Source organism: Paenibacillus marchantiophytorum, from assembly GCF_014640555.1.
Classification (GTDB): Bacteria; Bacillota; Bacilli; order Paenibacillales; family NBRC-103111; genus Paenibacillus_E; species Paenibacillus_E marchantiophytorum.
The window spans coordinates 12,812-36,306 of the sequence record NZ_BMHE01000038.1 but is presented as its reverse complement, the minus strand read 5'-3'; the positions used below and the strand labels follow the sequence as shown (position 1 = coordinate 36,306).

The following is a 23,495-nucleotide window of genomic DNA, read 5'->3' as shown; positions in this document are numbered from 1 at the left end:
AAATACATCAAAGGCAGGTTACATGATCTATGAGAATCCTATATTTGGATTTAGATTCCTTGCGTCCTGATCATCTCGGCTGCTATGGTTATCACCGTGCGACATCTCCTAATATTGATCGTATCGCAGAAGAGAGCGTACGATTCAACAACTATTACTGCTCCGACGCGCCATGTATGCCATCCAGATCGGCATTAATGTCAGGCAGATTCGGGATCCACACCGGCGTAGTTGGACATGGGGGCACAGCTGCGGATATGAGGCGTGAAGGGATGGAGCGGGGTTTCAGCGACCGATTGGCCACGGAAAGCCTTCCTGGCGTATTGCGCAAGATTGGCATGAAGACGGCATCGATCAGCACATTCTCGGAAAGACATTCCGTATGGACTTTTAACGCGGGATTTAATGAAGTGTTGAATGTTGGGGGCAGAGGCGGAGAATCTGCTGAACAAATTTTGCCAGTAGCGCTCAAATGGTTAGAAGATAACGCGAAGGCAGATGATTGGTTCTTGCATCTGAATTTCTGGGACCCGCATACGCCTTACAGAACCCCGGATCACTTCGGTAACCCCTTTGCGGATCAGCCGATGCCGGCTTGGATTACGGAGGATGTCTTCCAGCAGCACAAGCTCAAAAAAGGGCAGCACAGTATTGAAGATATGAATAAGCTTGCTAAGTCGCATTACTATAGACATCCGCGACACAGTGAGATGATTAAGGAACATAATGATTTGAGAGTCATTATCGATAATTATGATGCTGCCATTCGTTATATGGATGAGCATATCGGACAAGTGATTCAGACGCTTGAAAGGCTTGGCGTTCTCGAGGATACGGCGATTATTGTGAGTGCTGACCATGGAGAAAACATGGGGGAACTCGGCATTTATTCCGAACACGGTACAGCCGATCAAGGGACCTGCCGAATTCCGATGATTATCCGCTGGCCAGGTGGTTTGCAAGGAAGCGTAGACGATGGGCTTCACTATCAGCTGGACCTCGCCCCTACACTGGCAAGCTTGCTTGATGCGTCTAAGCCGGAGTCTTGGGATGGTTTAAGTTATGCCGATAGTATTACAAAAGGCATAGATACGGGCAGGCCGTATCTGGTCGTATCCCAGTGCGCGCATGTTTGCCAGCGAAGTGTCAGATTTGAGAACTGGCTGTACATCCGTACCTATCATGACGGACATCATGGATTTCCCAAAGAGATGTTGTTTGATTTGGTTAATGATCCTTACGAACAGTATAATCTTGCTGAACAAAGAAGCGAGATCTGCCTGAAAGCGATCTACTTGCTAAATGAATGGCATGATGACATGATGCTTTCCATGAAAGAGGATACGGACCCGTTGTGGACCGTAATGAAAGAGGGAGGCCCTTACCACGCCATGGAATATGTATAGATAAGAGTCTTTAGCAGCTCCTATTTGCTCAAAAAGTGGTTTTTTTATGAATAGCAGTCCTTGAAAGTTGGAGCTGCAACGCTGAAAAACAGCGTTAGCTGGCAGAGTTGAGTACCGCCGGCCTAGGGGCTGCCGAGCTTCCGACCCTCTGATAAGCGAACCCACCTGGCCGCCCCCCCGGCGTTCCGGCGCTCCCCCGCCGCCTAACCTCTCTATCATTCTAACGAACTGCAGGATGCTTATTGACGCAAAAATGGCTACTTTGGCAATTTAATAAACTGTATTGACGCTATCGAGTAGTTTATAGACGAAATAGTGATCATTTGCTTGGAATAACACCTCGGGAATTCGTTAGTTTTTCGAAATGACCTATTTTGATCAAATAACGGGTGTTGAGTTCGTTATTGCGGCTAGGTTTGCCATGGACCGGCTAGTTTAGTCAATACGAAGCTGTCTGATGGCAAATTCTTAGTGGAAGGCAAACGCATAACGGCCTTTACAGATTCGGAAGAAAAAGCTGCTGGATTGGATCGCTATATGCCATTCCTGCTGGAGTCCAAGCTTCGTCAAGCAGGTTCCAACTTTGCTGCGGCGCCAGATTGGAGCGACCACTTTGAGGTTGACGGCATTTTAATCACAGGTCAAAATCCTCAGTCCACACTTAGCGTAGCCAAAGCGGTTATAACAAAATTGAACGAACTACGAATTCCAAAACATGCAAAAGAGCTAAGCCTGAATGTAGGCTTGGCTTTTTTTGATTTGTTTGATTCCTTATAGCGCAGCAGACAAGTACGATTTCACATCATAAGTATTTGTATGTTTTCAGGCGCTGAAAACGACAATACCGACAATTCCAAACAACAAGAATTGTCGGCATCATGTTCCTAAAGAGAATTAGTTTACAACAAATTCGATTAGAATTGGAGTCGCTGGATCAAGTGTATCACCACCAGGAATGGTAATTGCTGTGGTAGTAACGGTCGAAGTATCGGCTGTTTGTAATTGTGCATTAATGTAGAGATTATAATACGCTGGAGCTGTTGGAAATGCTGTTGCAGCAGTGCCTGCGTCATTCGTGGTGGCTGTAGCTAGAATATTATACGCAACACCGACGCCTGTGCCTTCTCCTGCTGTAGCATTGAATCTTCTGGCAGCCATAAAAGGTTTTGTAATTGGCATGTATATCACCTCCTTTTTCGAATCTCTATTAGTAGATGTCAGAGATAGAATAAAGGGAAGGGCAGCTATGTGATTAGATCGTACATTTTAAGAGGATGTTTGAGCAAAAAATTGAATAATTTCGAGAATAATCGGCGTACCAGAAAATATAGTTTGATTGTTGGCGCTAATAGTCAAGGCGTTTGTATTTAAGCTGTATAAGCTGCCTTCTTGCAACATGCCATTGATGTAAAGATTGCTATAGCTATTTTGACCTACCTCTATAAATGCGGATATGAATCTTCCTTCATCGTTAGTGAATTCATTAGCTGGAATAGTTACAAGGGATTGCGTATCAGAAATAATCGTATAAAAGTATCTTTGGGCACTTGGAACAATGATAATTTCAGGGATGATGGAAGGTCCTGGGAGGCCAGGAGGGCCTTGTATGCCTAGTGGTCCTTGTACTCCTTGAAGCCCCAGAAGTCCCTGAGGACCTTGTATGCCTTGCGGAGCAGTTACATTAATTTTTGGTGAAGGACAAGCAACACGTTTATTTTTTTTGCAGATGACAATCATTTTCTTGCGGCCCTTTTTTCTTGGCAAAGGGCAAACCGTAATTGTCTTCTTTTTACAATCTTTTCTGCCATCGGAATTAGATTTTTTACACACATGCTTTCTTGTTAATGGAACCCTTCGTTTTTTTTTGCGGGTATTGCGACACAACAAGCGAAACACCTCCTTATCAACAGTTTCCAATTTGTTCCTAGCCGTGATGGTTCAGTGTACGTGAGTCGTTTATTTTATGGATGGACTAATCGTCTGTTCCTGTTGGGTCATAGCCTATTTTTTGGGAAAATAGGTTGGTGTTAGAGTGACGGTTCCGTCATTAAGAATTTAACAGAGGAGAGAAGCGCTTTTTTAAGTTTTGTTAACAACAACAGCATCACATTCTATGATAAAGTAGGATAAATGCATGAAGATGATATCTTCGCAAAAAGGTATAGAATCCGGCGACGTCAGATGCTATCGAATGGGAAGTGACCAAATGTGATTCCGCTTCGCTTTAAGGCTCGAGGCCATGTAATGTTGAACAAATATTTTACAGGGGAATCCATTGATTACCGACAGGTGATATCGTTGTTTCTCCCAATTCTTATCGATCAAGCCTTCCTTGTTGGTCTAAGTTTGGTGAACACTGCTATGATCAGTTCGTCGGGCGTGGCGGCAGTTAGCGCAGTGAGTATGGTTGATTCGCTCAATCTCTTGCTGGTTAACGTTTTCGTTGCTTTGGCGACCGGGGGCACAGTGGTGGTAGCACAATATAAGGGCAGCGGGAATGATAAAATGGTTTCCAAGGCGGCAGCCAATTCGGTAACTACCGTGACTTTGTTGGGGCTAATCCTGAGTCTGTTTGTACTCCTATTTTATCATCCGATTCTGAAGGTTCTCTTCGGTGCGGCGGATCCAGAGGTGTTCACCTATGCGGGTACTTATCTGGTGGGTAGCGGTTTATCTTACCTCGGAATTGCCTTCAAGGAAGCCGTCAACGGGGCACTTAGGGGAATCGGGAAAACCCGAGTTACCTTGGGGTTGTCCTTAATTATGAACCTTACATACGTACTTCTGAACTTCATATTCGTTCATTTCATGGATATGGGGGTTCTAGGCTTGAGTGTGGCTGTGAATATTTCCCGCTATTTGGCTGCGGGTTGCGCACTGTACTATTTGCTCCGTCTGGATGCCAACCTGCGAATTCAACTAAAGGACTTGCTGGACTGGAATTTCTCGATGTTCAAGAAAATTATGTTTATCGGGCTGCCGTTCGCCGCGGAGCAGGTGTTTTTTAACGGTGGTAAAATGTTAACCCAAATCTACATCGTTAGCTTAGGCACGTATGCGATTGCGACGAATGCGATCAGTTCGGTTTTCGCTATGCTCTTGCAAATCCCCTCGATCGCTTTGTCTACAGCCTTGGTCACAGTGGTTGGGCAGTGCATAGGGAGGGGCAGTATACAGGATGCCCGCAAATTTACGAGGTCGTTTCTATGGCTATCGTCGGGCTCGCTGGTTCTAACAGGCTTGCTTCTGCTCCCGTTTTTCAAGCCTCTCGTAGGTCTGTTCCACCCGCCAGCGGAAATTATGGACGATCTGTACCTGATTATGCTGGTCAATATGCTCGTCCAAATCCCTCTATGGTCGATCAGTTTTCTGCTGCCTGGAGCGCTGCGAGCTGCGGGTGATTCTCGGTTCACCTCGATTACGGCGATGTTGACTATGTGGTTGTTTCGGGTCGTTCTCGGCTATGTGTTTGGTATCACACTAGGCTATGGAGTGTTCGGCGTGTGGGCGGCTATGCAATTGGAATGGGGCGTGCGCGGGGCGATTTTCCTATGGCGTTATCGCGGAGAGGGATGGTACAAGCACCGTCTGGTTGATGCCGCGAGCAAGAAGTAAGGGGATAACAGCATGACCATTCTGTTCAATTATCAACCCTTGCAGTATGATGGGTTTACATGTTTATATTGGAAAAAGGAGTTCATAATGCAATGAACAACATACTTATTGTGGATGATGATGCCAACATCCGCGAGCTGATGAGTTTCTTTCTACAGAATGATGGGTTTGACGTTATCGAGGCGGAGAACGGAGAGGAGGCACTCTCGGTGCTGGAGAGAACGGATATCAATCTCGTCATTCTTGATATCATGATGCCGCTTATGGACGGCTGGGATTTGTGCAAGGAGATCCGAAGTCGAGATCCTCATATCCTGCTCTTAATGGTTACGGCCAAAGGGGAGTCAGGGCATAGGGTAAAGGGGTTTCAGTTGGGAACGGATGACTACCTGGCGAAGCCGTTCGATCCGGTGGAGCTTGTGCTGCGAGTGAAAGCACTATTGAAGCGCTCCCGGATTTCCTTCTCAAAGGTCATACAATTGGGTGGAATTCTGTTGAACCTTGACACTTATAAAGTTGTGCGTGGAGACGAAGAACAAGCGCTGCCACTGAAAGAATTCGAGCTATTGTTCAAGCTAGCCAGCCATCCAGGGCAAATTTTCACACGAGAGCTGCTGATCACTCAAATATGGGGGATGGACTACGAAGGTGATGACAGGACCGTGGACGTCCATATTAAGAGGCTGAGGGAAAGGTTTGCCGCCGACAAAAAGCATTTTCACATTGAAACGGCACGCGGTCTAGGGTATAGGCTTGTGGTTAACTCGGGATGAAGAGCTTATATGTCCGTATCGTGCTTACATTTCTTGCTGCTATTGTCATCGGCTTGATTTCTGCCTTCCTGCTCGGGGTCGCCATATTCCAAAAAGAGTTAAATGATATCGGACAAAACGATATGATCGCTGTAGGCGAGAACATCGTGGGGCTTTATGAACAAACAAAACCTGAAGACTTGGATGCGTTTATGACGAAAGCTTCCCAATTGACCATGTACCCGATTCAATTTTATTCTGCCTCAGGCCAAATGAAAGCCTATGGGCAGAATCATCAAGGCCAAGTGGTTACTGTCGCCACGGAATCCATCGACCAAGTTCTGGGAGGCGGGCACTACCGATCCAAAGTGAAAGCAGAAGGGGCGGTCTATGTCGGGCTTCCGTTTTCTTTCGAAGGCAAGAACTTCGCCTTGTTTTTGCTGTCTTCAACCCAAAATGAGAAGGCTATTATCCGGTTATTAATAACGATTCTATTATTAGTGCTTGTCATAGGAAGCTTATGCATTCTTATTGCAGCCAGATTTCTGGTGAAGCCGCTTCAAGCATTGACGAAAGCAACCAAGCGACTGGCCAAGGGCGATTTTGATGTGCAATTAAAGATGAAGCGTAAAGATGAGTTGGGGATTCTCGCCCAGAGTTTTAATGAGACGGCTCGGGAACTCAAACAGCTAGAGATGATGCGTCAGGATTTCGTTTCGAATGTCTCCCATGAGATTCAATCGCCGTTAACTTCCATCTCGGGCTTCGCGAAAGCACTCAAGCTCGATCATCTGGTTACTGCGAAGAATCGGGAACGATATTTGGATATCATTCTAAGGGAAAGCGATAGACTGTCCAGACTCAGCGATAATCTACTCAAGCTTTCTTCCCTCGAATCCAAGCACCATCCCTTTGTGGCAAAAACGTTCAATCTGGACGAACAAATCAGACAGGTCGTCGTCTCCTGCGAGCCGCTGTGGTCATCCAAAAACATTCGGATCGATCTGAAGCTTCCAGTAGCTTCCAAAATCACGGCTGATCCCGATCAGTTGAATCAAGTCTGGATGAATCTGCTTGGGAATAGCATCAAATTCACGCCTGACGGCGGAAAGATCGGTATCGAGCTCATCGCACACAGCCATACCTATACGGTTGTGATTAAGGATTCCGGGATTGGTATTACGCCGGACGCATTAACCCATATTTTTGTGCGGTTTTACAAAACGGATAGCTCGCGCAACAGCATGGGCAGCGGTCTCGGCCTCGCGATCGTGAAGCAAATTATTGCTCTCCATCACGGAAGTATTGAAGTGGAAAGCGCAGTCGGGCAAGGCACGATGTTCACGCTAAATTTGCCCAACACTCCGCCTGACTAGATGTATAAGAACAAGGCTGTCTCAGAAGGTTGAAAAACCTGAGAGACAGCCTTTATTTGAATATAAGAATTTATATGTTTTGGGGTGAGCGAAGCTTACCCCTTATTTATGCAGGGGGTGTTTCTGCACGACGTGTTCATGCGGAGAAACGGAAGAGTGGAGCCGTGTCTTGTCTGAGGACGTATCTCAAGTCAACCATCGGCATGTTATCTTGACCATCGACGAAGGTCTAAGAGGCAGGTTTTAGGTTGGGGTGAGTGAAGCTGGCCCAGAATTTAAATGTTGGAGATTGACGCCAGTCTCCAGGCTTGGGTTGTAGGCGGCCCCATCACGATGGAGGGGTTCGATGCGATGCGATGAGAACAAGGTAGCTGTGAACGTACTTATTTGTTCGAATTGGTGCTGGTTTGGAGGTATAAACAAGCTATTTGGCAGAATGAGATCCTCTAGCTTTGCAATAGCGCGGAGATAAGGGAACGTCAAGCCGCGATTGTAGGAAAATGTGTCATGATAGGGATCCAGAGGGAACTACAGTCCGCTATAATTCCGAAAACCGCCATATTCCGCGCCAGAGGGAACTACGATCCGCTATTGCACCATTTTCCGGTTGGAATCAGCAGGTTCCGCTTAAATAGCGGTTCTCAGTTCCTTTTCATGCTACGTTTACCCCAGTTCCCGCCATTTAGCGGATCATAGTTCCTTTTCACACGACGATCTCTGTCATTTCAAAGCCCAAAGGGAACTAGGATCCGCTATATTGCAGAAAACCGTTATGAAGATGCTCATCTCTCAGGGTGGCAAAGCCACTTTTCTTAGTGTCAAAGATGATATGGAAGGCGCCCGACTTCTTTGCTTCAGAGAGCAGGCTGCCCAAATAGCCATCGTGTTCATGCTCTGTTCATATTTCTTTTTTAAGCTAAAAATAATAAGCTTTGAAGAGAAGGAGATGCCAATGAGCTATTTAGGAGATGTATTTCAATCGTTGAAATGGTTTACTATGTATGATCTGATATTACTTGCTATCAATATGATCGTTCTAATCTGGTATGCTGTCCCTATTCAAAGGTATATGAGATGGTTTGATTTTTTGCCTAGCATGGGTCTTCTTGTGGCTATTGCAAGTGTACTAAGCGGTGATACGTCACTCCTGGCGATAGTGCTGTACGTCATGACCGCGATACTTTTCCTATGCACTTTTAAGAAAATTTATAAACCGGTCTATCGCATCGCCGTACCCAAGCACAGAATTATAAGAGCCGTCTTATGTCTAGCTGGTGTCATCCCGCTAATCATCGTTTGGATGATTGCCGGCGAGGTGCGCTTTAATCCGGTTAGTCATTTCAGTGAAATGAGTTATTCCCAAGCCTTTGTGAAATTAAACGAGCGGCTGTCCAAAGAGTACCCTTTCGGGGATTGGAAAAAGATAGACTGGCGTGAAATGGAAAATAAATATGAGCCCCTTTTTATAAAAGCTGAGCAAGAAAAGAATAAAGATTTATACTATAAAACGTTAAGAACGTACCTTTTTTCGCTGCGAGATGGACATGTCAAAATTATGAATGAGAAATTGTACGATGACAATCCCGTTTTCAAACAAGAAGTTGGCGGCAGTGTGGGCATTAGCACGATTCAATTGGATCAAGGCAAGGTATACGTCAATTTGCTGGTGGCAGGCAGTCCGGCTGATAAAAGCGGTATCCAGCTTGGTGCGGAGATCCTGTCCTGGGATGGAAGAGATGTTCAGGAAGCCTACCAGTCAACCTACTGGAGCGAAAACCCGATGGCTACGGAGGGTGATCAGCTTAATAATCAGGGTAGGTTTATGACAAGAATGGCTATTGGCAAAGACATCGAGGTTGCCTATAAAAACAAGGGTGATCATGAAATAAAAAAAGCAACCTTAAAGGCCTATGATGACCATTATGAGACGCTCAAGAAAACAAATGTGAAATTGGTTAAAACGGATGCTCCCGTGGAAGGAAAAGTTCTAAGTAACGGATACGGTTATGTGAAGATCAGATATTTACTGCCAAGTGAAGCCATAGCTCATCCGGATAAAGCGTTGGGAGACATCTTGAACGGGTTTCAGGAAAAGCAAATAAAAGGCTTAATTATTGATGTTCGGGACAATCCAGGCGGGAGTGATGACCTTGTTGCTGCGATGGCTGGTTATTTGGTGAATAAGCCTAAATTATATGAATATGTAAGTTATTACAGTCGAATGACCGGGAAATTTGAAATCAATACCAGTGAAACGCGGACCATACAACCCGCGGAGCCTTACTATGGCGGCAAGCTAGCCATTATCATCAATCAACGGACAGGAAGTTCAGGAGAAGGATTGCCGATTCTGGCAAAGGGCTTGCCCAATGTGCAAATCGTTGGATTTACCTCTACCAATGGTTCATTTGGGGTTGTCTCCAATCCCATACAAGTTGAAATGCCGGAGGGGTACGTCCTGCAATTCCCGGACGGTCGATCGCTGAATGCAGATAAAGCGATTCAAGGGGACAGTGATGATCAAGGAAAAGGCGGGGCGATTCCGGATATTCGTATTCCATTAAATGAGCAAACTTTCGAACAAAAGGTTGTTCTAGGGCAGGATGTCGAGCTGAATTATGCGATTCAAGCCTTGGAGAACATGAAGTGATATGAGGCGAGGCTGCCTGGTCAAGTCGTTTCCACGACTTTATCCAGGCAGCCTCTATGACGTGTTCCTATATGACTCGCTAGTACTTCACAGATGGCTTACGCTCTGAGATATAGCAAGCAATTCCCAAGATAAGAGCCAGACCTACGAGCACGGCGCCGACCCAGGGGAGGGCGGTGATGGCTAAATGAGTAATGACCCAGCCTCCAATGAAAGCACCAGCGGCGTTGCCGAGATTGCCTGCTGAATGGCTGGAGGTTGAAGCGAGAGCAGGCGCCGCTTTGGCTAGGCTCATAACACGCAGTTGCAGACCTGGGAATACGGCGAAAGAAGCAGCTCCCCACAGAAAGATGGTCACTACGGCAGCAGTTGGGCTATACATCGTGAAGGTGAAGAGGGTTAGGATGACGCAAGTCGCAAAGTAAATGCCCAGTACGGAAGGCATCAGCTTCCAGTCCGCCAGTTTGCCGCCAACCATATTGCCGATGGTTACACCACAGCCGAATAGGACCAAAATCCAAGTTACGCTATGCTCAGCAAAACCGGAGACTTCCGTAAGCAGTGGTGTAATATAGGTAAAAATAGTGAAAAGGCCAGCGTTGCCTAGTGCCCCGATCAGCAGATAAATCAGGAGCTTGGGCTTGATTAGTGAAGTAACCTGCTGAAGGATGCTGGCTGGTTTATCTTGCTTCAAGGATGGGATAAAGATAAGTATGCCGACCAATGCGATCATTCCCATAATCGAAATGGCGCCGAATGAGGCTCGCCATCCCATGTGCTGGCCGATAAATGTCCCTAGCGGAACGCCAATAATGTTGGAAATGGTTAAACCGGCCATCATGATGGATATAGCTCCGGCACGTTTGTCCGGGGGGACCAGGGTGGAGGCAATAACAGCCCCAACGCCAAAGAAGGTCCCATGTGTCAATGCGGTGATTAGGCGGGCGCCCATCATAATCGCATAGTTGGGAGCGAAAACAGAGATTCCGTTGCCCAGAATAAATAAAACCATCAGCAAACATAATAGTTTTTTTTGTGGGATTCGGTGGGTGAGCACGGTCAATATAGGAGCTCCGATGGCTACCCCAAGAGCATACATCGTTATGAGTTGTCCGGCAGTTGAGATACTGACTTGCAAATCCGTCGCGACATTAGGCAGAAGACCCATGATGACAAATTCAGTCATGCCAATTGCGAAGGAACCAACGGTTAGAGAAAGCAAAGAGATGGGGAACGCTTTTTTGGAACCTTGATCAGTGGAGATATGTTGAGATAACGCCATGGTGTCAATATCATACCTTTCTGAGATGTTGTATAAATCAATCTAGCATATTAGTGAGGGAATGCATAGACGCGGGAATAACTATTATTTTGGTAATCATAATAAATTACCCCATATACACCTTGGAATTATCCATACAATAAGGAATCTAATCCGCTACTAAAGCAAACACAAAAAGACTGCCCGTGAGTAAATCTACTTACGGGCAGTCTTTTCTCTTGTTACGGAGTGTTCGCTATCGAGCAGATTTTAGGCGGAAAGGTGATCGTTTAATTGAAATACCGGATGAAAACGATTCCCAAATCAGCGTGGGATGCCACTATGAAGAATTTTCGATCCGGAATTGCCCAGGCGTAATGTTCTCGAATTTTTTAAACACTTTGAAGAAATGCCGTGGATTCTCGTAGCCAACAAGCTCCGCGATCGTATTGATCGGCCATTCCGGGTTCTCTTGCATGATCTGTTTGGCTTTGGCAAGTCGGTAGGTGTGCAAGTAGTGCAGGAAGGTCAGTCCCATCTCTTTGCGAAACAACATGCTGATGTAGTTGGGATGCATCTGCACATGGTCGGCCACGGCATCGAGCGATAAATCGAGCTTGTAGTTTTGTTCCACGAAAGCGACGATTTTATCAATGGCATGTACGTTCGGCTGCTGGTTGTCGCTTCGTCGCATATAACGAATTAGCTGCACAAGAATCTCCGCTACACGGACATCCTCAAGGATCGCGCCGCTGGATGAAAATAGATGGGCTGCGGCTTGCTCACCCCAGATCGCTTCAGGTGTTAGATTGACATTTTGCAAATAGAGCCCTATGCAGACTAGAAACTGCTCACGCAGTTTGCTATGGCAATCGATATCGCCAGAGAAATACAGAAGTATGGGCTGCATGTCCTTCTCGATCTGCTCGATGGAGGTTTGATGCAGCAAGGAATGTTCAATATAGTGAACAAGGCTGTCGTAGCTGCTATAGAGGTTCTGAGTTTCTTGTTTGAAAACCGTTAATCCGCAGCTGCCAAAATACCGCTGAAACAACAGGGATGCCATCGCTTCGATATATAGATTGCGTAAGCTGATGCCATCGTTCATGCCCCCGCTGGCTCCTATGCAATATCCACTGCCCTGTATCTTTGTTGTATGGATAAACGCGCCGCTTAACCGGTGCAGTTCTGCGTCCGACAGCACGTGGGCACCATTGACAATGAGGATAGTTTGCCGCAAGAAACGTGACTGGGTTTTGTAAATCTTGCTGCTTATCGATGCCAAAGCGTTAGCGATACCCTCCAGACGTTCGGCCGGAAGAGGAGGTTCGTTTTCACATGCCTGAACTACGATGATGGTTGTGTAAGGATAGGGGAACAGAGGCTGCAGCTGCTCTGGCCTCAGCGACAGCTCCTCGTAGGGAGTATTGTATAGGATATGTTCCTTGAGCAGCAGCAGGTCGTGCTCGATGGTTCGTGCCTGCTCTTGCTGTATCGTTCTCCCGATTTTATGGAGTATGGTGATTAGTTCATCCTTGTTGATCGGCTTCAACAAATAGTCGATGACTTGGTAGCGCAGCGCTTGTCTGGCATAAGCGAAATCGCTATAGCCGGTTAAGATAACGAACCGGCTGCAGAGATTCATCTCTTGTATGTGCTTAATTAGCGCTAGTCCATCCAATTCCGGCATATGAATATCAGTCAGGATCAAATCCGGCTGGAAGTGCGCTAGCTTTTGTATCGCATCAATGCCGTCGGCTGCTCCGACGATCTCGGTAAACGGTGTATCCGCTTTCTGGATCATACGGATGATGCCGTTCAGAATGATAGGTTCATCATCGACAACCATCAATTTCATGGCGTTGCCCCCTTAGCTAACTTGAGTATGCATGTCGTTCCCTCGTTAAGCTTACTCTCCAATTGAATGCCTGAAGGTTCGCCAAAAAACATGTTCACGCGTTCGTTTACATTCATAATACCCAGGCCACCGCCGCTCTTTTGCAAATGCTGAACATCCATAGTTCCGTTTAGTACAGCCTGGATGAGCTGCAATCGTTCTTCCTCAATGCCTGCGCCTGAGTCAACAACGGCAATGTACATGAACGCTGCATCTTCCCAAATGCGGATCGAAAGCGAGCCTTGTTTTCTTACATTCGCGATTCCGTGAACAATGCTGTTTTCAATAATCGGCTGCAGCATATAGTGGGGGCAAATAAAGTTATCGATCCTTGCGTTAATGTCATAGGATACTTGCAGTCGGTCAGCGAGTCTGATTTGTTGGATTTTGATATAGTCTTTGATATTCTCGACTTCTTCTCGCAGCGAAGTCTCACTTTTGGTTCCCGACAGGCTGTAGCGGAACAGCTTACCAAGCGTATAGGACATTTCGGCTGCTTCCGGGTCATCGTTCGTTTCCGCGATCATGCGAATCGATTCGAGCGTATTGTACAGGAAATGAGGCTTGATTTGGGCCTGCATCATCAGATAGGCCGATTCCTTGCGCAGCATTTCTGAACGATGTACGGTATTGACCAGCTCATCCATGCGTCTGATCATCGCATTGTAAGACGAAGTCAGATGTCCGACTTCGTCTTTATTAATTTCCCCGCGATAGAGCGGGAAATAGTTCTCGTTCACTTGCCGCATATGCTTGGAAAGCTTCAAAATCCGCTTCGTAATGGAGCTGGCGATCAGATAGTAGATGCCGGAAAGCAGCAACAGCAGGGGGGCTACAATCAAAACGAGCACATACTTATTTTTTTTGACCCCAATAAAGACATCGTCCACTTGCTCGATCATCACAAATTGCAGCTTGAGGCTTTCCGTATAGAACGATTCAATAAGCAGTTTTTTCCCATTAACTGTCTGGTACGCGTATTTGGCGTTTGCTTGGAACGCATCGGCGAGCATGGCCTTCTCGGAATCCTTCGACAGGGCAATCTCTTCGATATGAGAAATAATCTGATGATCCTGATCAAGCACATATAGATTGCTGCTGATGTTCAAATTCAGCGATTCCAGTAAAGGCTTTATTAGATTCGAGGTTACCTTGATATCGAGAAGGCCGATGTCCTGCTCAAAGTTGCGGTTTCCAATTTTGTGGAAATAGTGGAGATTGATATCGGGATAGGACCCATTATTAAACGTAACCCATTTGCCTACGCCAAGCGGAAGCTTTTTAATGTCCTCGTCGAGCTTGAACTCGTCCATCTTAGCCATTTCTGGTCGGAAAATCATGCCATTCTGCTGCTCCATATAAATGGTCATTCCTTCAATCATGCGATTGGATGACAAAATATAAGAAAACAAGGGCCTGATATAGGTCAAAAAATTGGAAACCTGTTCAAAATCGGTTCGGTAGTTCCCACTTAAATAGGCGATCGTATTCGAATTATTTTGGAATAGCTGATAAGCGGACTCGATCTGCACCGTACTTACGTTGATGTTGTTAAGCACTTGATTGACAATTTTTTGTCTGCCTTGGGCGTATTCTTCAAGAAAGCTGTTGTAGTTCTGATTATACAGAAACAAACCGAACGAAATAATCGGAATGAAGATAATGACGATATAACCGATGGCCATTTTTTTCACAATCGACAAGTTTTGATAGCTGAAAGCCAGCTTGGATTTCATCGATCACACCACCTTATACCTTATAAACGGACACTGCATCTTAAAAATGATCACTATAAATATGTGACAGACTCCTTTATCATAGACCTTGTAAGCGCTTAATAATAGCGGATAGGCCATTGCATCGAGGGGGAGTATCATGAGTATAGCACTTAAAATGGTAAAGAAAAACTGGCAACTCTATCTGATTATTTTACCGTCACTCGTTTATTTAATTATATTCAAATATGTCCCCATGGTTGGCGTCCAGATCGCCTTTAAAAACTATATGGTCACCAAAGGGATATGGGGAAGCGATTGGATCGGCTTCAAGCATTTTGTGGACTTTTTCCATTTGCCTATTTTTTGGAGAGTTATCAAGAACACAGCGCTGCTTAGTCTTTACTCGCTGCTTATCGGCTTCCCGGCGCCGATCATACTCGCTCTGGCGTTAAACGAATTGAAAAACGGGATTTTCAAAAGGACGGTTCAACTGGTCACATTCGCGCCTTATTTCATTTCAACGGTCATCATGGTTTCAATCATTATGCTGTTCCTTTCTCCACAGCTTGGCTTCGTTCATCTCTTGGCGGATAAGTTCGGATTTCCAGCGGAAAATATAATGTCCAAGCCGGCGTACTTCAAAACGGTGTATGTACTCTCCGATGTTTGGCAGTTTACGGGATATGCCTCGGTCATTTACATTGCCGCTCTGGCAGGGGTTGACCCCCATATGTATGAGGCGGCCAAAGTAGATGGCGCTTCCCGGTTTCAACGGATGATTCATATCGATTTGCCAAGCCTAATGCCGACGGCTGTTATCTTGCTCATTCTGAATGCAGGACAAATTATGAATGTTGGCTTCGAGAAGGTCTATTTGATGCAAAATGCCATTAACGTTGGGACCTCCGAGGTTATCTCCACTTATGTCTACAAGATGGGCTTGGTTGGAGCGAACTTCAGTTTCTCTGCAGCAGTCGGACTCTTTAATTCTATCGTTAATTTGCTGCTGCTCATTGTGGTCAACTATGTGGCTAGGAAAAATTCAGAGACGAGCTTGTGGTAGGAGGTAAACAGATGGTTCATTCCGAACAGACATTGACGATAGAGGCGCGAAAAACCTCAACTCGTATTCTTGAAAATAGTGTGGACAGACTGTATTTGTTCTTTGTCTACTTGTTCTTGCTCATTTGTTTGATCATTGTTGCTTATCCGCTCATTTATATTGTCAGTTCTTCTTTCAGCTCGTCATCAGCCGTCATCTCAGGCAAGGTGTGGTTGCTGCCCGTGGAGCCAACGCTTCGCGGTTACAAAGCGGTGTTTCAGAATCCGCAAATTTTGACGGGTTACGGCAACTCACTGTTCTATCTCTTCTTCGGAACGCTGCTTAGCGTAGCCTTGACGATAACAGCAGCTTACCCGCTTTCACGCAAAAACTTTTATGGACGCAATGTCATCACCGCGCTGTTCATTTTTACGATGCTGTTCAACGGGGGATTAATTCCCTATTATTTGACCGTGAAAGGCATGGGCTTGCTCGACACGAGATGGGCGATGATTATTCCAGGGGCAATTTCCGTCTGGCAAGTCATTCTCGCGAGGACATTTTTCCAGACGTCGATTCCTTCGGAACTAACGGAGGCCGCACATTTGGATGGATGCAGTGATTTCAAATTTCTACTGCGAATCGTGATCCCGCTTTCCAAGCCGATCATTGCTGTTCTGGTGCTCATGTATGCCATCGGCTATTGGAATTCCTACTTTGATGCGTTAATTTTCTTGAAATCGGCTAATTTGTATCCGCTGCAGCTTATTCTACGTAACATTCTGATCCTGAACTCCATCGATCCTACGATGATTAAGGATGTCAAGGAGCTTGCGGATCGACAAGGGTTAAAAGAACTGCTTAAATATTCGCTGATTGTTGTGGCGAGCGCTCCCGTTCTAATGCTGTATCCATTTGTGCAAAAGCATTTTGTGAAAGGGCTGCTGATTGGTTCTCTGAAAGGTTGAATCCGGTTACACATCGAAAGGAGGGATGCGCGGCAGTGTACAGACCAGGCTTGTCCAGACGGAATTGAATAGCTATGAAAAACAAGGAGGGTTTGAGTATGGTAAGTAAAGGAACCAGAAAAACATGGTTATCGGCGGTCCTGATTTTATTCATTACTTTGCTTGTAATTGGCTGCACATCCAATAGCGATGATCCCAAGGGCAGCACCAGCCCTGGCACTAGCCCAAGTGGGGCAGGAAGCTCAGGCGGGGGGAAAGACCTTAATGCAACCGGCTTTCCGATTGTCGCCAATAAAATTACGATGACTGCTTTCGCGCCGCAATCCGCTAATATTGCCGATTTGAATACGAATTGGTTTACCAAGTATTTGGAAGGCAAGACGAATATTCATTTGAACTGGCAGCTTGTGCCGGGCGAAACAGCGGCATTGAATGAGAAGAAGCAACTGCTGCTCGCTAGTGGCGACTATCCCGATATTTTCATGCAAGGGAATCTAACGAAAGAGGAGCAGCTGCTCTACGGTCAACAAGGGGTTCTGCTTCCGCTGAATAAGCTGATCGATCAATACGCACCGAACATTAAGAAAGCATTCAAAGACATTTCGTACTTGGAGAAGGCAATCACTGCGCCAGATGGCAATATATACGCGATTCCTTCCTTGAATGAGTGCTACCACTGCCAATTTTCTGCCAAAATGTGGGTGAACACGAAATGGCTGCAAAAGCTCGGTCTTACTGCACCTAAGACGACTGACGATTTCTACAACATGCTCAAAGCATTTAAGGAGAAAGATCCGAATGGCAATGGCAAGGCAGATGAAATTGCCTTGACGGGTTCACCGACAGGTTGGCATACGGATATTGAAACGTTCGTCATGAACGCGTTCGTCTACTATAATGCGGATAACAATTATTTCATGATGAGCGGCGGCAAGCTGGCAACGTCGGTCGATCAGCCAGGCTTCAAAAAAGGTCTGCAATTTTTGAACAAACTGTATGCGGAAGGCTTGATTGACAAGGAAGCTTTTACGCAAAAATCGGATGCGCTTACGCAAAAAGGGAATAGCCCTGATATTGCGATTGCCGGCGCGATTCCGGCAGGCTGGTTCGGCGAATTCACGGATGCCTCGCCAACAGCAACGCGGCACAAAGACTATGATCCGATTGCGCCGCTTACAGGACCGGACGGAGCATCGTTCACGCCGCACTACATCGGTGTCGGGAACTCCGTATTTGCCGTGACGAATAAAAATAAAAATCCAGAAGCCGCCATTCGTCTAGCCGATTATCTGTATTCGGATGAGGGCACGACGTTGTCGAACTTCGGAGAAGAAGGCCGCAACTGGGTGAAGGCCGATGCAACCGATAAGAATACACGCGGGACGGCGGCTAGGTTCAAAGTGAAGGAAACGTCTTATGGGGTAGGTCAGGTGCAGAACGACCATTGGAATCAAATGGGACCGAACTTCCGATCTGCTGAATATCGCGAAACAGGGTACGCAGCCAGTCAGGATCTCTACAGCATGGATGGCTTGGAAACGCGTCTGTACAAAGCTACCAAGGAATTGTACGAAGGACATCAACCGAAAGAAGAGTTCCCGACAGATATCTTCTTGACGAACGACCAGGCCAATCAAGTGAAGCAATTAAAGCCGATTATTACGGATTACGTCAAACAATCCATGCTGCAGTTCATCATGGGGGCAAAGAGCTTCGACAAAGATTGGGACGCTTATTTAAAAGGTCTTAAAGATTCCGGTATGGATCAATTTATCAAAATTTATCAGGATGCCTACGATAAAGTGTATAAGAAGTGATTGCGGTAAGGATTGCATAGGAACAAAGGAGGAGACATATGAACAAGCGTTGGGAACGAACCGAATGGTTTCGGGAAGCACGATTCGGCATGTTTATTCACTGGGGATTGTATGCAATCCCCGCGAGGGGGGAGTGGGTCCGAAGCTTCGAGAAACTGAGCAATGAGGCATACGAACCGTACTTCCGCGAGTTCAACCCGGACCGTTACGACCCGCGGGCATGGGCCAAAGCGGCGAAGGCGGCAGGACAGCAATACGCTGTGCTGACGACGAAGCATCATGACGGCTTCTGCCTCTTTGAAAGCGAGTTTACGGACTACAAGGCTTCGAATTCACCCGCACAGCGGGATTTAATCAAGGAATATGTCGAGGCTTTTCGCGATGAAGGGTTGAAGGTCGGCTTCTACTATTCTTTGATCGATTGGCATCATGACGATTATCCTGCTTACGGGGACCGCATTCATCCAATGAGAGACAATGAAGCATATCAGAACCGTCCCATTCAGTTCGAACGCTATGTGGACTATCTGCATGCGCAAGTGAAAGAGCTGCTTACCAATTATGGGGAAATTGATGTCATGTGGTTTGACTTCTCTTACGATGATATGACGGGTGAAAAGTGGCGGGCAACGGAACTAGTCAACCTGATTCGCTCCCTGCAACCCAATATTATTATTGATAATCGGCTTGGCGGTCATATCAAAGCGGCCGAGCCAGAGGTATATGCCGGGGACTTCTATTCCCCTGAGCAAATTCTGCCGCCCGGCGGCATTGTAGACGAGAACGGGCTGAATGTTCCCTGGGAAGCCTGTATTACGCTCAATGACAATTGGGGTTACCATGCGATGGATCATGCTTACAAGTCACCTAAGCAGGTCGTGCGGGCTTTGGTTGAATGCATTAGCAAGAACGGCAATTTGCTGCTCAATGTCGGGCCGGATGCACGAGGGGAAATTCCATCTCAGTCTCTAGAGATATTGACGGCTGTTGGTGAATGGATGAGGCGCAATGGCGAAAGCATCTATGGCTGCGGAGCAGCGGATCTTCCTAAACCGGAATGGGGGCGGTATACGCAGAAAGGAAATATGCTGTATGCCCATGTCCTTGATCGCGGTATCGGCCCCATCTATTTCCAAGGACTTAAGGGGAGAATTAAGAAGGCAAGACTGCTTGCAGACGGATCTGAGCTGAAAATATCGATGCCATGGATGGCGGAACAGTATTCGGATATCGATAGCGGGGCATTCATTCATTTGATCGGAGCCGAACTGCCGGACGATATGGATACGGTAATCGCGCTTGAATTAGTGACTGAGGTGATCAACGTTGAAAGTAGGTCTTAGCACATACAGCTTGTTGGGCGTATTAAAAACAGGAGAAATGACTGTGCTTGACGCGATTGAGTGGATTGCCGACCATGGTGGCGAACATATGGAAATCGTTCCCTATGGTTTTACGCTGATAGATCAACCCGAACTAGCGGCTGCAGTCCGCGCGAAGGCCAAGGAAGCAGGCATCGAATTATCCAATTATTCGATGCCTGCCAACTTCGTCCAAGAAACGCAAGAGGCTTTCGAAGCTGAGCTTGAGCGCGTCAAGCAGCATGTTGATTTGGTAAATGAACTCGGCATGACCCATATGCGGCATGATGTGACAGCCTTTACATTGCCGCCGGAGATGATGACGATTCAATGGTTCGAAGCGAACTTGCACAAGATGGTAAGAGGAAGCCGCATCATCGCCGATTATGCGGCCCAATACGGGATTACGACGACCATCGAAAATCACGGCTTCAGCGTACAAGCCAGCGATCGCGTGCAGCGTGTTCTGACCGAAGTCAATCGCCCCAATTTCAAAACAACACTCGATATTGGCAATTTCATGTGTGTCGATGAACATCCTCTTATCGGGGTGCGCAAGAATTTGCCTTATGCGTCACTCATCCATATGAAAGATTTTTATTTCAGACCCTACCATGAACATCCCGGAGAAGGAGTCTGGTTCAAGACGGCCAATGGCAACTATCTAAGAGGCGCGATCGTCGGTCAAGGAGATATCGATATGCGCCGAATTATCAAATTGATTAAGGATTCGGGATATGATGGTTATGTCACGGTGGAATTTGAAGGCATGGAGGAATGCAGGGCAGCCTCCATCATCGCGATGGACAATGTAAGGCGGCTATGGCAGGAAGCTTGAGGCATAAGGAGGTAAGCAGCAGCTAATGACTCATGCGGCTTTGCTAGTGGAAGAACGGCGTGGACATATGGTGGAATGCGAATATTGGGGGCATGTGGTCGGAATCGATGTGCTGGGTGGCATCCGATATCAGGTCGGGGACCCCTATCATGTAACCTATCTACGATCAGCGGCGAAGCCGTTCCAAGCGATCCCCTTTTTTCGCAGACAGCTTCATAAGAAATTTGGTTTAACTGTGGAAGAACAAGCGGTTCTGACAGCTTCCCATCGCGGTCAGTCGTTCCATGTGAACGCTTTGGAATCCGTTCTGGATAAGTTTGGATTGGCTGAGGGACACTTGGTTTGCGGAGCTTCCTATCCCCTGCATGCGCCAAGCCATTATCGACTGCTTCATGAGGGGCAGCTGGAGAGGAAGCTGTATCATAACTGTTCGGGGAAGCATTTGGGCCATCTTGCGGTATGTCTTGCAGAAGGGTACGCGCTTCAAGGCTATGAAAAGCATGACCATCCGCTGCAGCAGGAGGTGCGCGCAGTCATAGGCCAAATGGCGGGCCTCTCCGAGGAGCGCTTGCAGCATGGAGTTGACGGCTGCGGCCTACCGGTCTATGCGCTGCCTTTGTACCATGCGGCGCTGGCGTTTCTGAAGCTCGCGCGTCCGGAACTCATCGAGGATGCCGCTACTTCTGCGGCTGTGCGGGAGTTGACGAGTGCCATGAACAGCTGTCCAGAGTGGGTGTCGGGAACAGAACTCATCTGTCCGGCGCTGCTCAAGGACGCGAATATTGTCGCCAAAGGAGGCGCCAAAGGCATATACTGCTTTGCGCTCAAGCGCGAGGGTCTGTCCTTTGCTCTGAAGGTTGCTGATGGCAGCGAAGACAAGTGGGCGTATGTTGTGGCGGCCATTCTCTCCCAAATTGGCTATCAGGATGAGGCTACCATCGCGCGCTTGCTCGCGTTGTGCCCGCATGAAATCCGCAACAGCCTGGGAGATATCGTTGGTCGGCATCGTGTTGGATTTCAACTTGCCTGAATACTGGAAGGCGTTGAGGGCCGGGTGGCTAGGGAGCTCGGAAGGCCGAAGCTGGGAAGGCTGGAGGCGTGGAAGCGCGAATGCCCGAATGCTTGGAGGCGCTGAAGAGGCTGTCCCCAAAGTCAATATAATGACTGAAGGGCAGCCTCTTGCTTTCAATATTGCACGACATGGAAAATATACCATTAATTTGGTTATTCAGCATGGAAACAAAGGGTTTATATGGAAAATCTACTGTTATTTCTGGTGCTTTCTCACGATATAGCGATTTTCCCCTAAATTAGCGGGACGCTTTCCAGTTAGATGACCGTTTTGAGTTAGTAAAGCCAAAATAGCAGGAGAAATTCCTGCTAGATTTCACTCCCACTCGAAACAAAATAGAGGCTGCTCTCTAGGTTCGTAACCTTTTGAGCCAGCCTTTTTTTGTGGGTTTCCGCCGCAGATTTCTTTACTACGGCAGCTTTCGATATCCCAGAGATCTAACGAACTGTAAGATGCTTATCGACGAGAAAATGGCTACTTTGGCGAATTAATGAACTGGATTGGCGTTATCGAGCAGATTGTAGGCGGAAAGGTGGTCGTTTGCTTGACATAGAGCATCTGGGATTCATTAGATTTTCAGAAGGAGCAATTTTGGCCGAATAAAGGGTGTTGAGTTCGTTAGGTGGCCCTGCCCCAAGGTACATTGACTTGGTAACCGACCTAGCCGCTGGTAAAGTGTTCTCATTGGCATCTATCGCAGAATAGGTCTTTCATAGAGGCAACTACCGCAGAATAGGTTTTTCTTAGAGGCATCCACAGCAGATTTCTTTACTACGGAAGTTTGCTGTTCTTCCAGGCATCTAACGAACTGAACGATGCTTATCGACGAGAAAATGGCTACTTTGGCGAATTAATGAACTGGATTGGCGTTATCGAGCAGATTTTAGGTGGAAAGGTGGTCGTTTACTTGACATAGAGCATCTGGGATTCATTAGATTTTCAGAAGGAGCGATTTTGGCCGAATAAAGGGTGTTGAGTTCGTTAGGGGCCCTGCCCCAAGGTACATTGACTTGGTAACCGACCTAGCCGCTGGTAAAGTGTTTCTCATTGACATCTACCGCAGAATAGGTCTTTCATAGAGGCAAATATCGCAGAATAGGTCTTCATAGAGGCAACTACCGCAGAATAGGTTTTTCTGAGAGGCGTCCACCGTAAATTTCTTTGCTAAGGAAGTTTTCGGTCTTCCAGGCATCTAACGAACTATACGATGCTTATCGACGAGAAAATGGCTGCTTTGGCGAATTAATGAACTGGATTGGTGTTATCGAGCAGATTGTAGGCGGAAAGGTGGTCGTTTGCTTGACATAGAGCATCTGGGATTCATTAGATTTTCAGAAGGAGCGATTTTGGCCGAATAAAGGGTGTTGAGTTCGTTAGGGGCCCTGCCCCAAGGTACATTGACTTGGTAACCGATAGCCGCTGGTAAAGTGTTTCTCATTGGCATCTACCGCAGAATAGGTCTTCATAGAGGCATCTATCGCAGAATAGGTCTTCATAGAGGCAACTACCGCAGAATAGGTTTTTCTTAGAGGCGTCCACCACAAATTTCTTTGCTACGGAAGTTTTCGGTCTTCCAGGAATCTAACGAACTGTACGATGCATATCTACGAGAAAATGGCTACTTTGGCGAATTAATGAACTGGATTGGCGTTATGGAGCAGATTTTAGGCGGAAAGGTGGTCGTTTACTTGACATAGAGCATCTGGGATTCGTTAGATTTTG

16 protein-coding genes and 2 pseudogenes are annotated in these 23,495 nt (G+C 46.7%); 13 read left to right on the top strand and 5 right to left on the bottom strand.

Annotated elements, in window-relative coordinates; genetic code table 11:
* Positions 1 to 29 precede the first annotated feature (29 nt).
* Positions 30 to 1,406, top strand: a complete 1,377-nt coding sequence (locus tag IEY34_RS26465) for a sulfatase family protein (protein ID WP_189017414.1) — start codon at positions 30 to 32, stop codon at positions 1,404 to 1,406.
* A 414-nt stretch (positions 1,407 to 1,820) separates the two neighbouring features.
* Positions 1,821 to 2,102, top strand: a pseudogene (locus IEY34_RS26460) (type 1 glutamine amidotransferase family protein); the annotation flags it as partial.
* A gap of 198 nt (positions 2,103 to 2,300) precedes the next feature.
* Here the strand turns inward: IEY34_RS26460 and IEY34_RS26455 are convergent.
* Together IEY34_RS26455 and IEY34_RS26450 are read right to left on the bottom strand one after the other, a co-directional pair.
* Positions 2,301 to 2,585, bottom strand: a complete 285-nt coding sequence (locus IEY34_RS26455) for a DUF4183 domain-containing protein (RefSeq protein ID WP_189017409.1) — start codon at positions 2,583 to 2,585, stop codon at positions 2,301 to 2,303.
* An 87-nt stretch (positions 2,586 to 2,672) separates the two neighbouring features.
* Complete coding sequence (locus tag IEY34_RS26450) at positions 2,673 to 3,293, bottom strand: DUF4183 domain-containing protein (protein WP_189017407.1); 621 nt, start codon at positions 3,291 to 3,293, stop codon at positions 2,673 to 2,675.
* Between the two features lie 321 nt (positions 3,294 to 3,614).
* Between IEY34_RS26450 and IEY34_RS26445 the strand changes: the two genes are divergently transcribed.
* The 5 genes and pseudogenes from IEY34_RS26445 to IEY34_RS26425 all read left to right on the top strand — a co-directional run bounded on the left by IEY34_RS26445 (position 3,615) and on the right by IEY34_RS26425 (position 9,799).
* Complete coding sequence (locus IEY34_RS26445; RefSeq protein ID WP_373291344.1) at positions 3,615 to 5,021, top strand: MATE family efflux transporter; 1,407 nt, start codon at positions 3,615 to 3,617, stop codon at positions 5,019 to 5,021.
* A gap of 92 nt (positions 5,022 to 5,113) precedes the next feature.
* Positions 5,114 to 5,794, top strand: coding sequence for a response regulator transcription factor (locus tag IEY34_RS26440; protein WP_189017400.1), 681 nt, complete (start codon positions 5,114 to 5,116; stop codon positions 5,792 to 5,794).
* Entirely contained in the window at positions 5,791 to 7,149 is a 1,359-nt protein-coding gene (locus IEY34_RS26435; RefSeq protein ID WP_189017397.1) for a HAMP domain-containing sensor histidine kinase, read from the top strand. The genes IEY34_RS26440 and IEY34_RS26435 overlap by 4 nt, the downstream gene beginning before the upstream one ends.
* A gap of 100 nt (positions 7,150 to 7,249) precedes the next feature.
* Positions 7,250 to 7,393 (top strand): annotated as a pseudogene (locus tag IEY34_RS36960) (transposase zinc-binding domain-containing protein); the annotation flags it as partial.
* 708 nt (positions 7,394 to 8,101) lie between these two features.
* Positions 8,102 to 9,799, top strand: a complete 1,698-nt coding sequence (locus IEY34_RS26425; protein WP_189017394.1) for a S41 family peptidase — start codon at positions 8,102 to 8,104, stop codon at positions 9,797 to 9,799.
* A gap of 79 nt (positions 9,800 to 9,878) precedes the next feature.
* Here the strand turns inward: IEY34_RS26425 and IEY34_RS26420 are convergent, their stop codons facing one another.
* From IEY34_RS26420 to IEY34_RS26410, 3 genes are all read right to left on the bottom strand, one after another.
* Positions 9,879 to 11,081, bottom strand: coding sequence for an MFS transporter (locus IEY34_RS26420; RefSeq protein WP_189017391.1), 1,203 nt, complete (start codon positions 11,079 to 11,081; stop codon positions 9,879 to 9,881).
* Between the two features lie 319 nt (positions 11,082 to 11,400).
* Complete coding sequence (locus tag IEY34_RS26415; protein ID WP_189017388.1) at positions 11,401 to 12,918, bottom strand: response regulator; 1,518 nt, start codon at positions 12,916 to 12,918, stop codon at positions 11,401 to 11,403.
* Positions 12,915 to 14,693: a sensor histidine kinase gene (locus IEY34_RS26410; RefSeq protein ID WP_189017385.1), complete on the bottom strand. Its 1,779-nt coding sequence runs from the start codon at positions 14,691 to 14,693 to the stop codon at positions 12,915 to 12,917. The genes IEY34_RS26415 and IEY34_RS26410 overlap by 4 nt, the downstream gene beginning before the upstream one ends.
* A 139-nt stretch (positions 14,694 to 14,832) precedes the next feature.
* Between IEY34_RS26410 and IEY34_RS26405 the strand changes: the two genes are divergently transcribed.
* The 6 genes from IEY34_RS26405 to IEY34_RS26380 all read left to right on the top strand — a co-directional run bounded on the left by IEY34_RS26405 (position 14,833) and on the right by IEY34_RS26380 (position 21,731).
* Complete coding sequence (locus IEY34_RS26405) at positions 14,833 to 15,738, top strand: ABC transporter permease (RefSeq protein WP_189017383.1); 906 nt, start codon at positions 14,833 to 14,835, stop codon at positions 15,736 to 15,738.
* Between the two features lie 11 nt (positions 15,739 to 15,749).
* The gene (locus IEY34_RS26400) at positions 15,750 to 16,685 is read left to right on the top strand and encodes a carbohydrate ABC transporter permease (RefSeq protein ID WP_189017380.1); all 936 of its coding nucleotides are present in this window, start codon (positions 15,750 to 15,752) and stop codon (positions 16,683 to 16,685) included.
* 98 nt (positions 16,686 to 16,783) lie between these two features.
* Complete coding sequence (locus IEY34_RS26395) at positions 16,784 to 18,502, top strand: ABC transporter substrate-binding protein (RefSeq protein WP_189017377.1); 1,719 nt, start codon at positions 16,784 to 16,786, stop codon at positions 18,500 to 18,502.
* A gap of 38 nt (positions 18,503 to 18,540) precedes the next feature.
* The gene (locus IEY34_RS26390) at positions 18,541 to 19,845 is read left to right on the top strand and encodes an alpha-L-fucosidase (protein WP_189017373.1); all 1,305 of its coding nucleotides are present in this window, start codon (positions 18,541 to 18,543) and stop codon (positions 19,843 to 19,845) included.
* Complete coding sequence (locus IEY34_RS26385; RefSeq protein WP_189017371.1) at positions 19,829 to 20,701, top strand: sugar phosphate isomerase/epimerase family protein; 873 nt, start codon at positions 19,829 to 19,831, stop codon at positions 20,699 to 20,701. The genes IEY34_RS26390 and IEY34_RS26385 overlap by 17 nt, the downstream gene beginning before the upstream one ends.
* A 25-nt stretch (positions 20,702 to 20,726) precedes the next feature.
* The gene (locus IEY34_RS26380) at positions 20,727 to 21,731 is read left to right on the top strand and encodes an asparaginase (RefSeq protein ID WP_189017368.1); all 1,005 of its coding nucleotides are present in this window, start codon (positions 20,727 to 20,729) and stop codon (positions 21,729 to 21,731) included.
* The last annotated feature ends 1,764 nt before the right edge of the window (positions 21,732 to 23,495 follow it).

Bases quoted from the DNA above. Each gene is read 5' to 3' on its own strand.
- IEY34_RS26465 (WP_189017414.1), top strand. From the start codon at position 30: ATGAGAATCCTATATTTGGATTTAGATTCCTTGCGTCCTGATCATCTC.
- IEY34_RS26455 (WP_189017409.1), bottom strand. From the start codon at position 2,585: ATGCCAATTACAAAACCTTTTATGGCTGCCAGAAGATTCAATGCTACA.
- IEY34_RS26440 (WP_189017400.1), top strand. From the start codon at position 5,114: ATGAACAACATACTTATTGTGGATGATGATGCCAACATCCGCGAGCTG.
- IEY34_RS26435 (WP_189017397.1), top strand. From the start codon at position 5,791: ATGAAGAGCTTATATGTCCGTATCGTGCTTACATTTCTTGCTGCTATT.
- IEY34_RS26425 (WP_189017394.1), top strand. From the start codon at position 8,102: ATGAGCTATTTAGGAGATGTATTTCAATCGTTGAAATGGTTTACTATG.
- IEY34_RS26420 (WP_189017391.1), bottom strand. From the start codon at position 11,081: ATGGCGTTATCTCAACATATCTCCACTGATCAAGGTTCCAAAAAAGCG.
- IEY34_RS26415 (WP_189017388.1), bottom strand. From the start codon at position 12,918: ATGAAATTGATGGTTGTCGATGATGAACCTATCATTCTGAACGGCATC.
- IEY34_RS26410 (WP_189017385.1), bottom strand. From the start codon at position 14,693: ATGAAATCCAAGCTGGCTTTCAGCTATCAAAACTTGTCGATTGTGAAA.
- IEY34_RS26405 (WP_189017383.1), top strand. From the start codon at position 14,833: ATGAGTATAGCACTTAAAATGGTAAAGAAAAACTGGCAACTCTATCTG.
- IEY34_RS26400 (WP_189017380.1), top strand. From the start codon at position 15,750: ATGGTTCATTCCGAACAGACATTGACGATAGAGGCGCGAAAAACCTCA.
- IEY34_RS26395 (WP_189017377.1), top strand. From the start codon at position 16,784: ATGGTAAGTAAAGGAACCAGAAAAACATGGTTATCGGCGGTCCTGATT.
- IEY34_RS26390 (WP_189017373.1), top strand. From the start codon at position 18,541: ATGAACAAGCGTTGGGAACGAACCGAATGGTTTCGGGAAGCACGATTC.
- IEY34_RS26380 (WP_189017368.1), top strand. From the start codon at position 20,727: ATGACTCATGCGGCTTTGCTAGTGGAAGAACGGCGTGGACATATGGTG.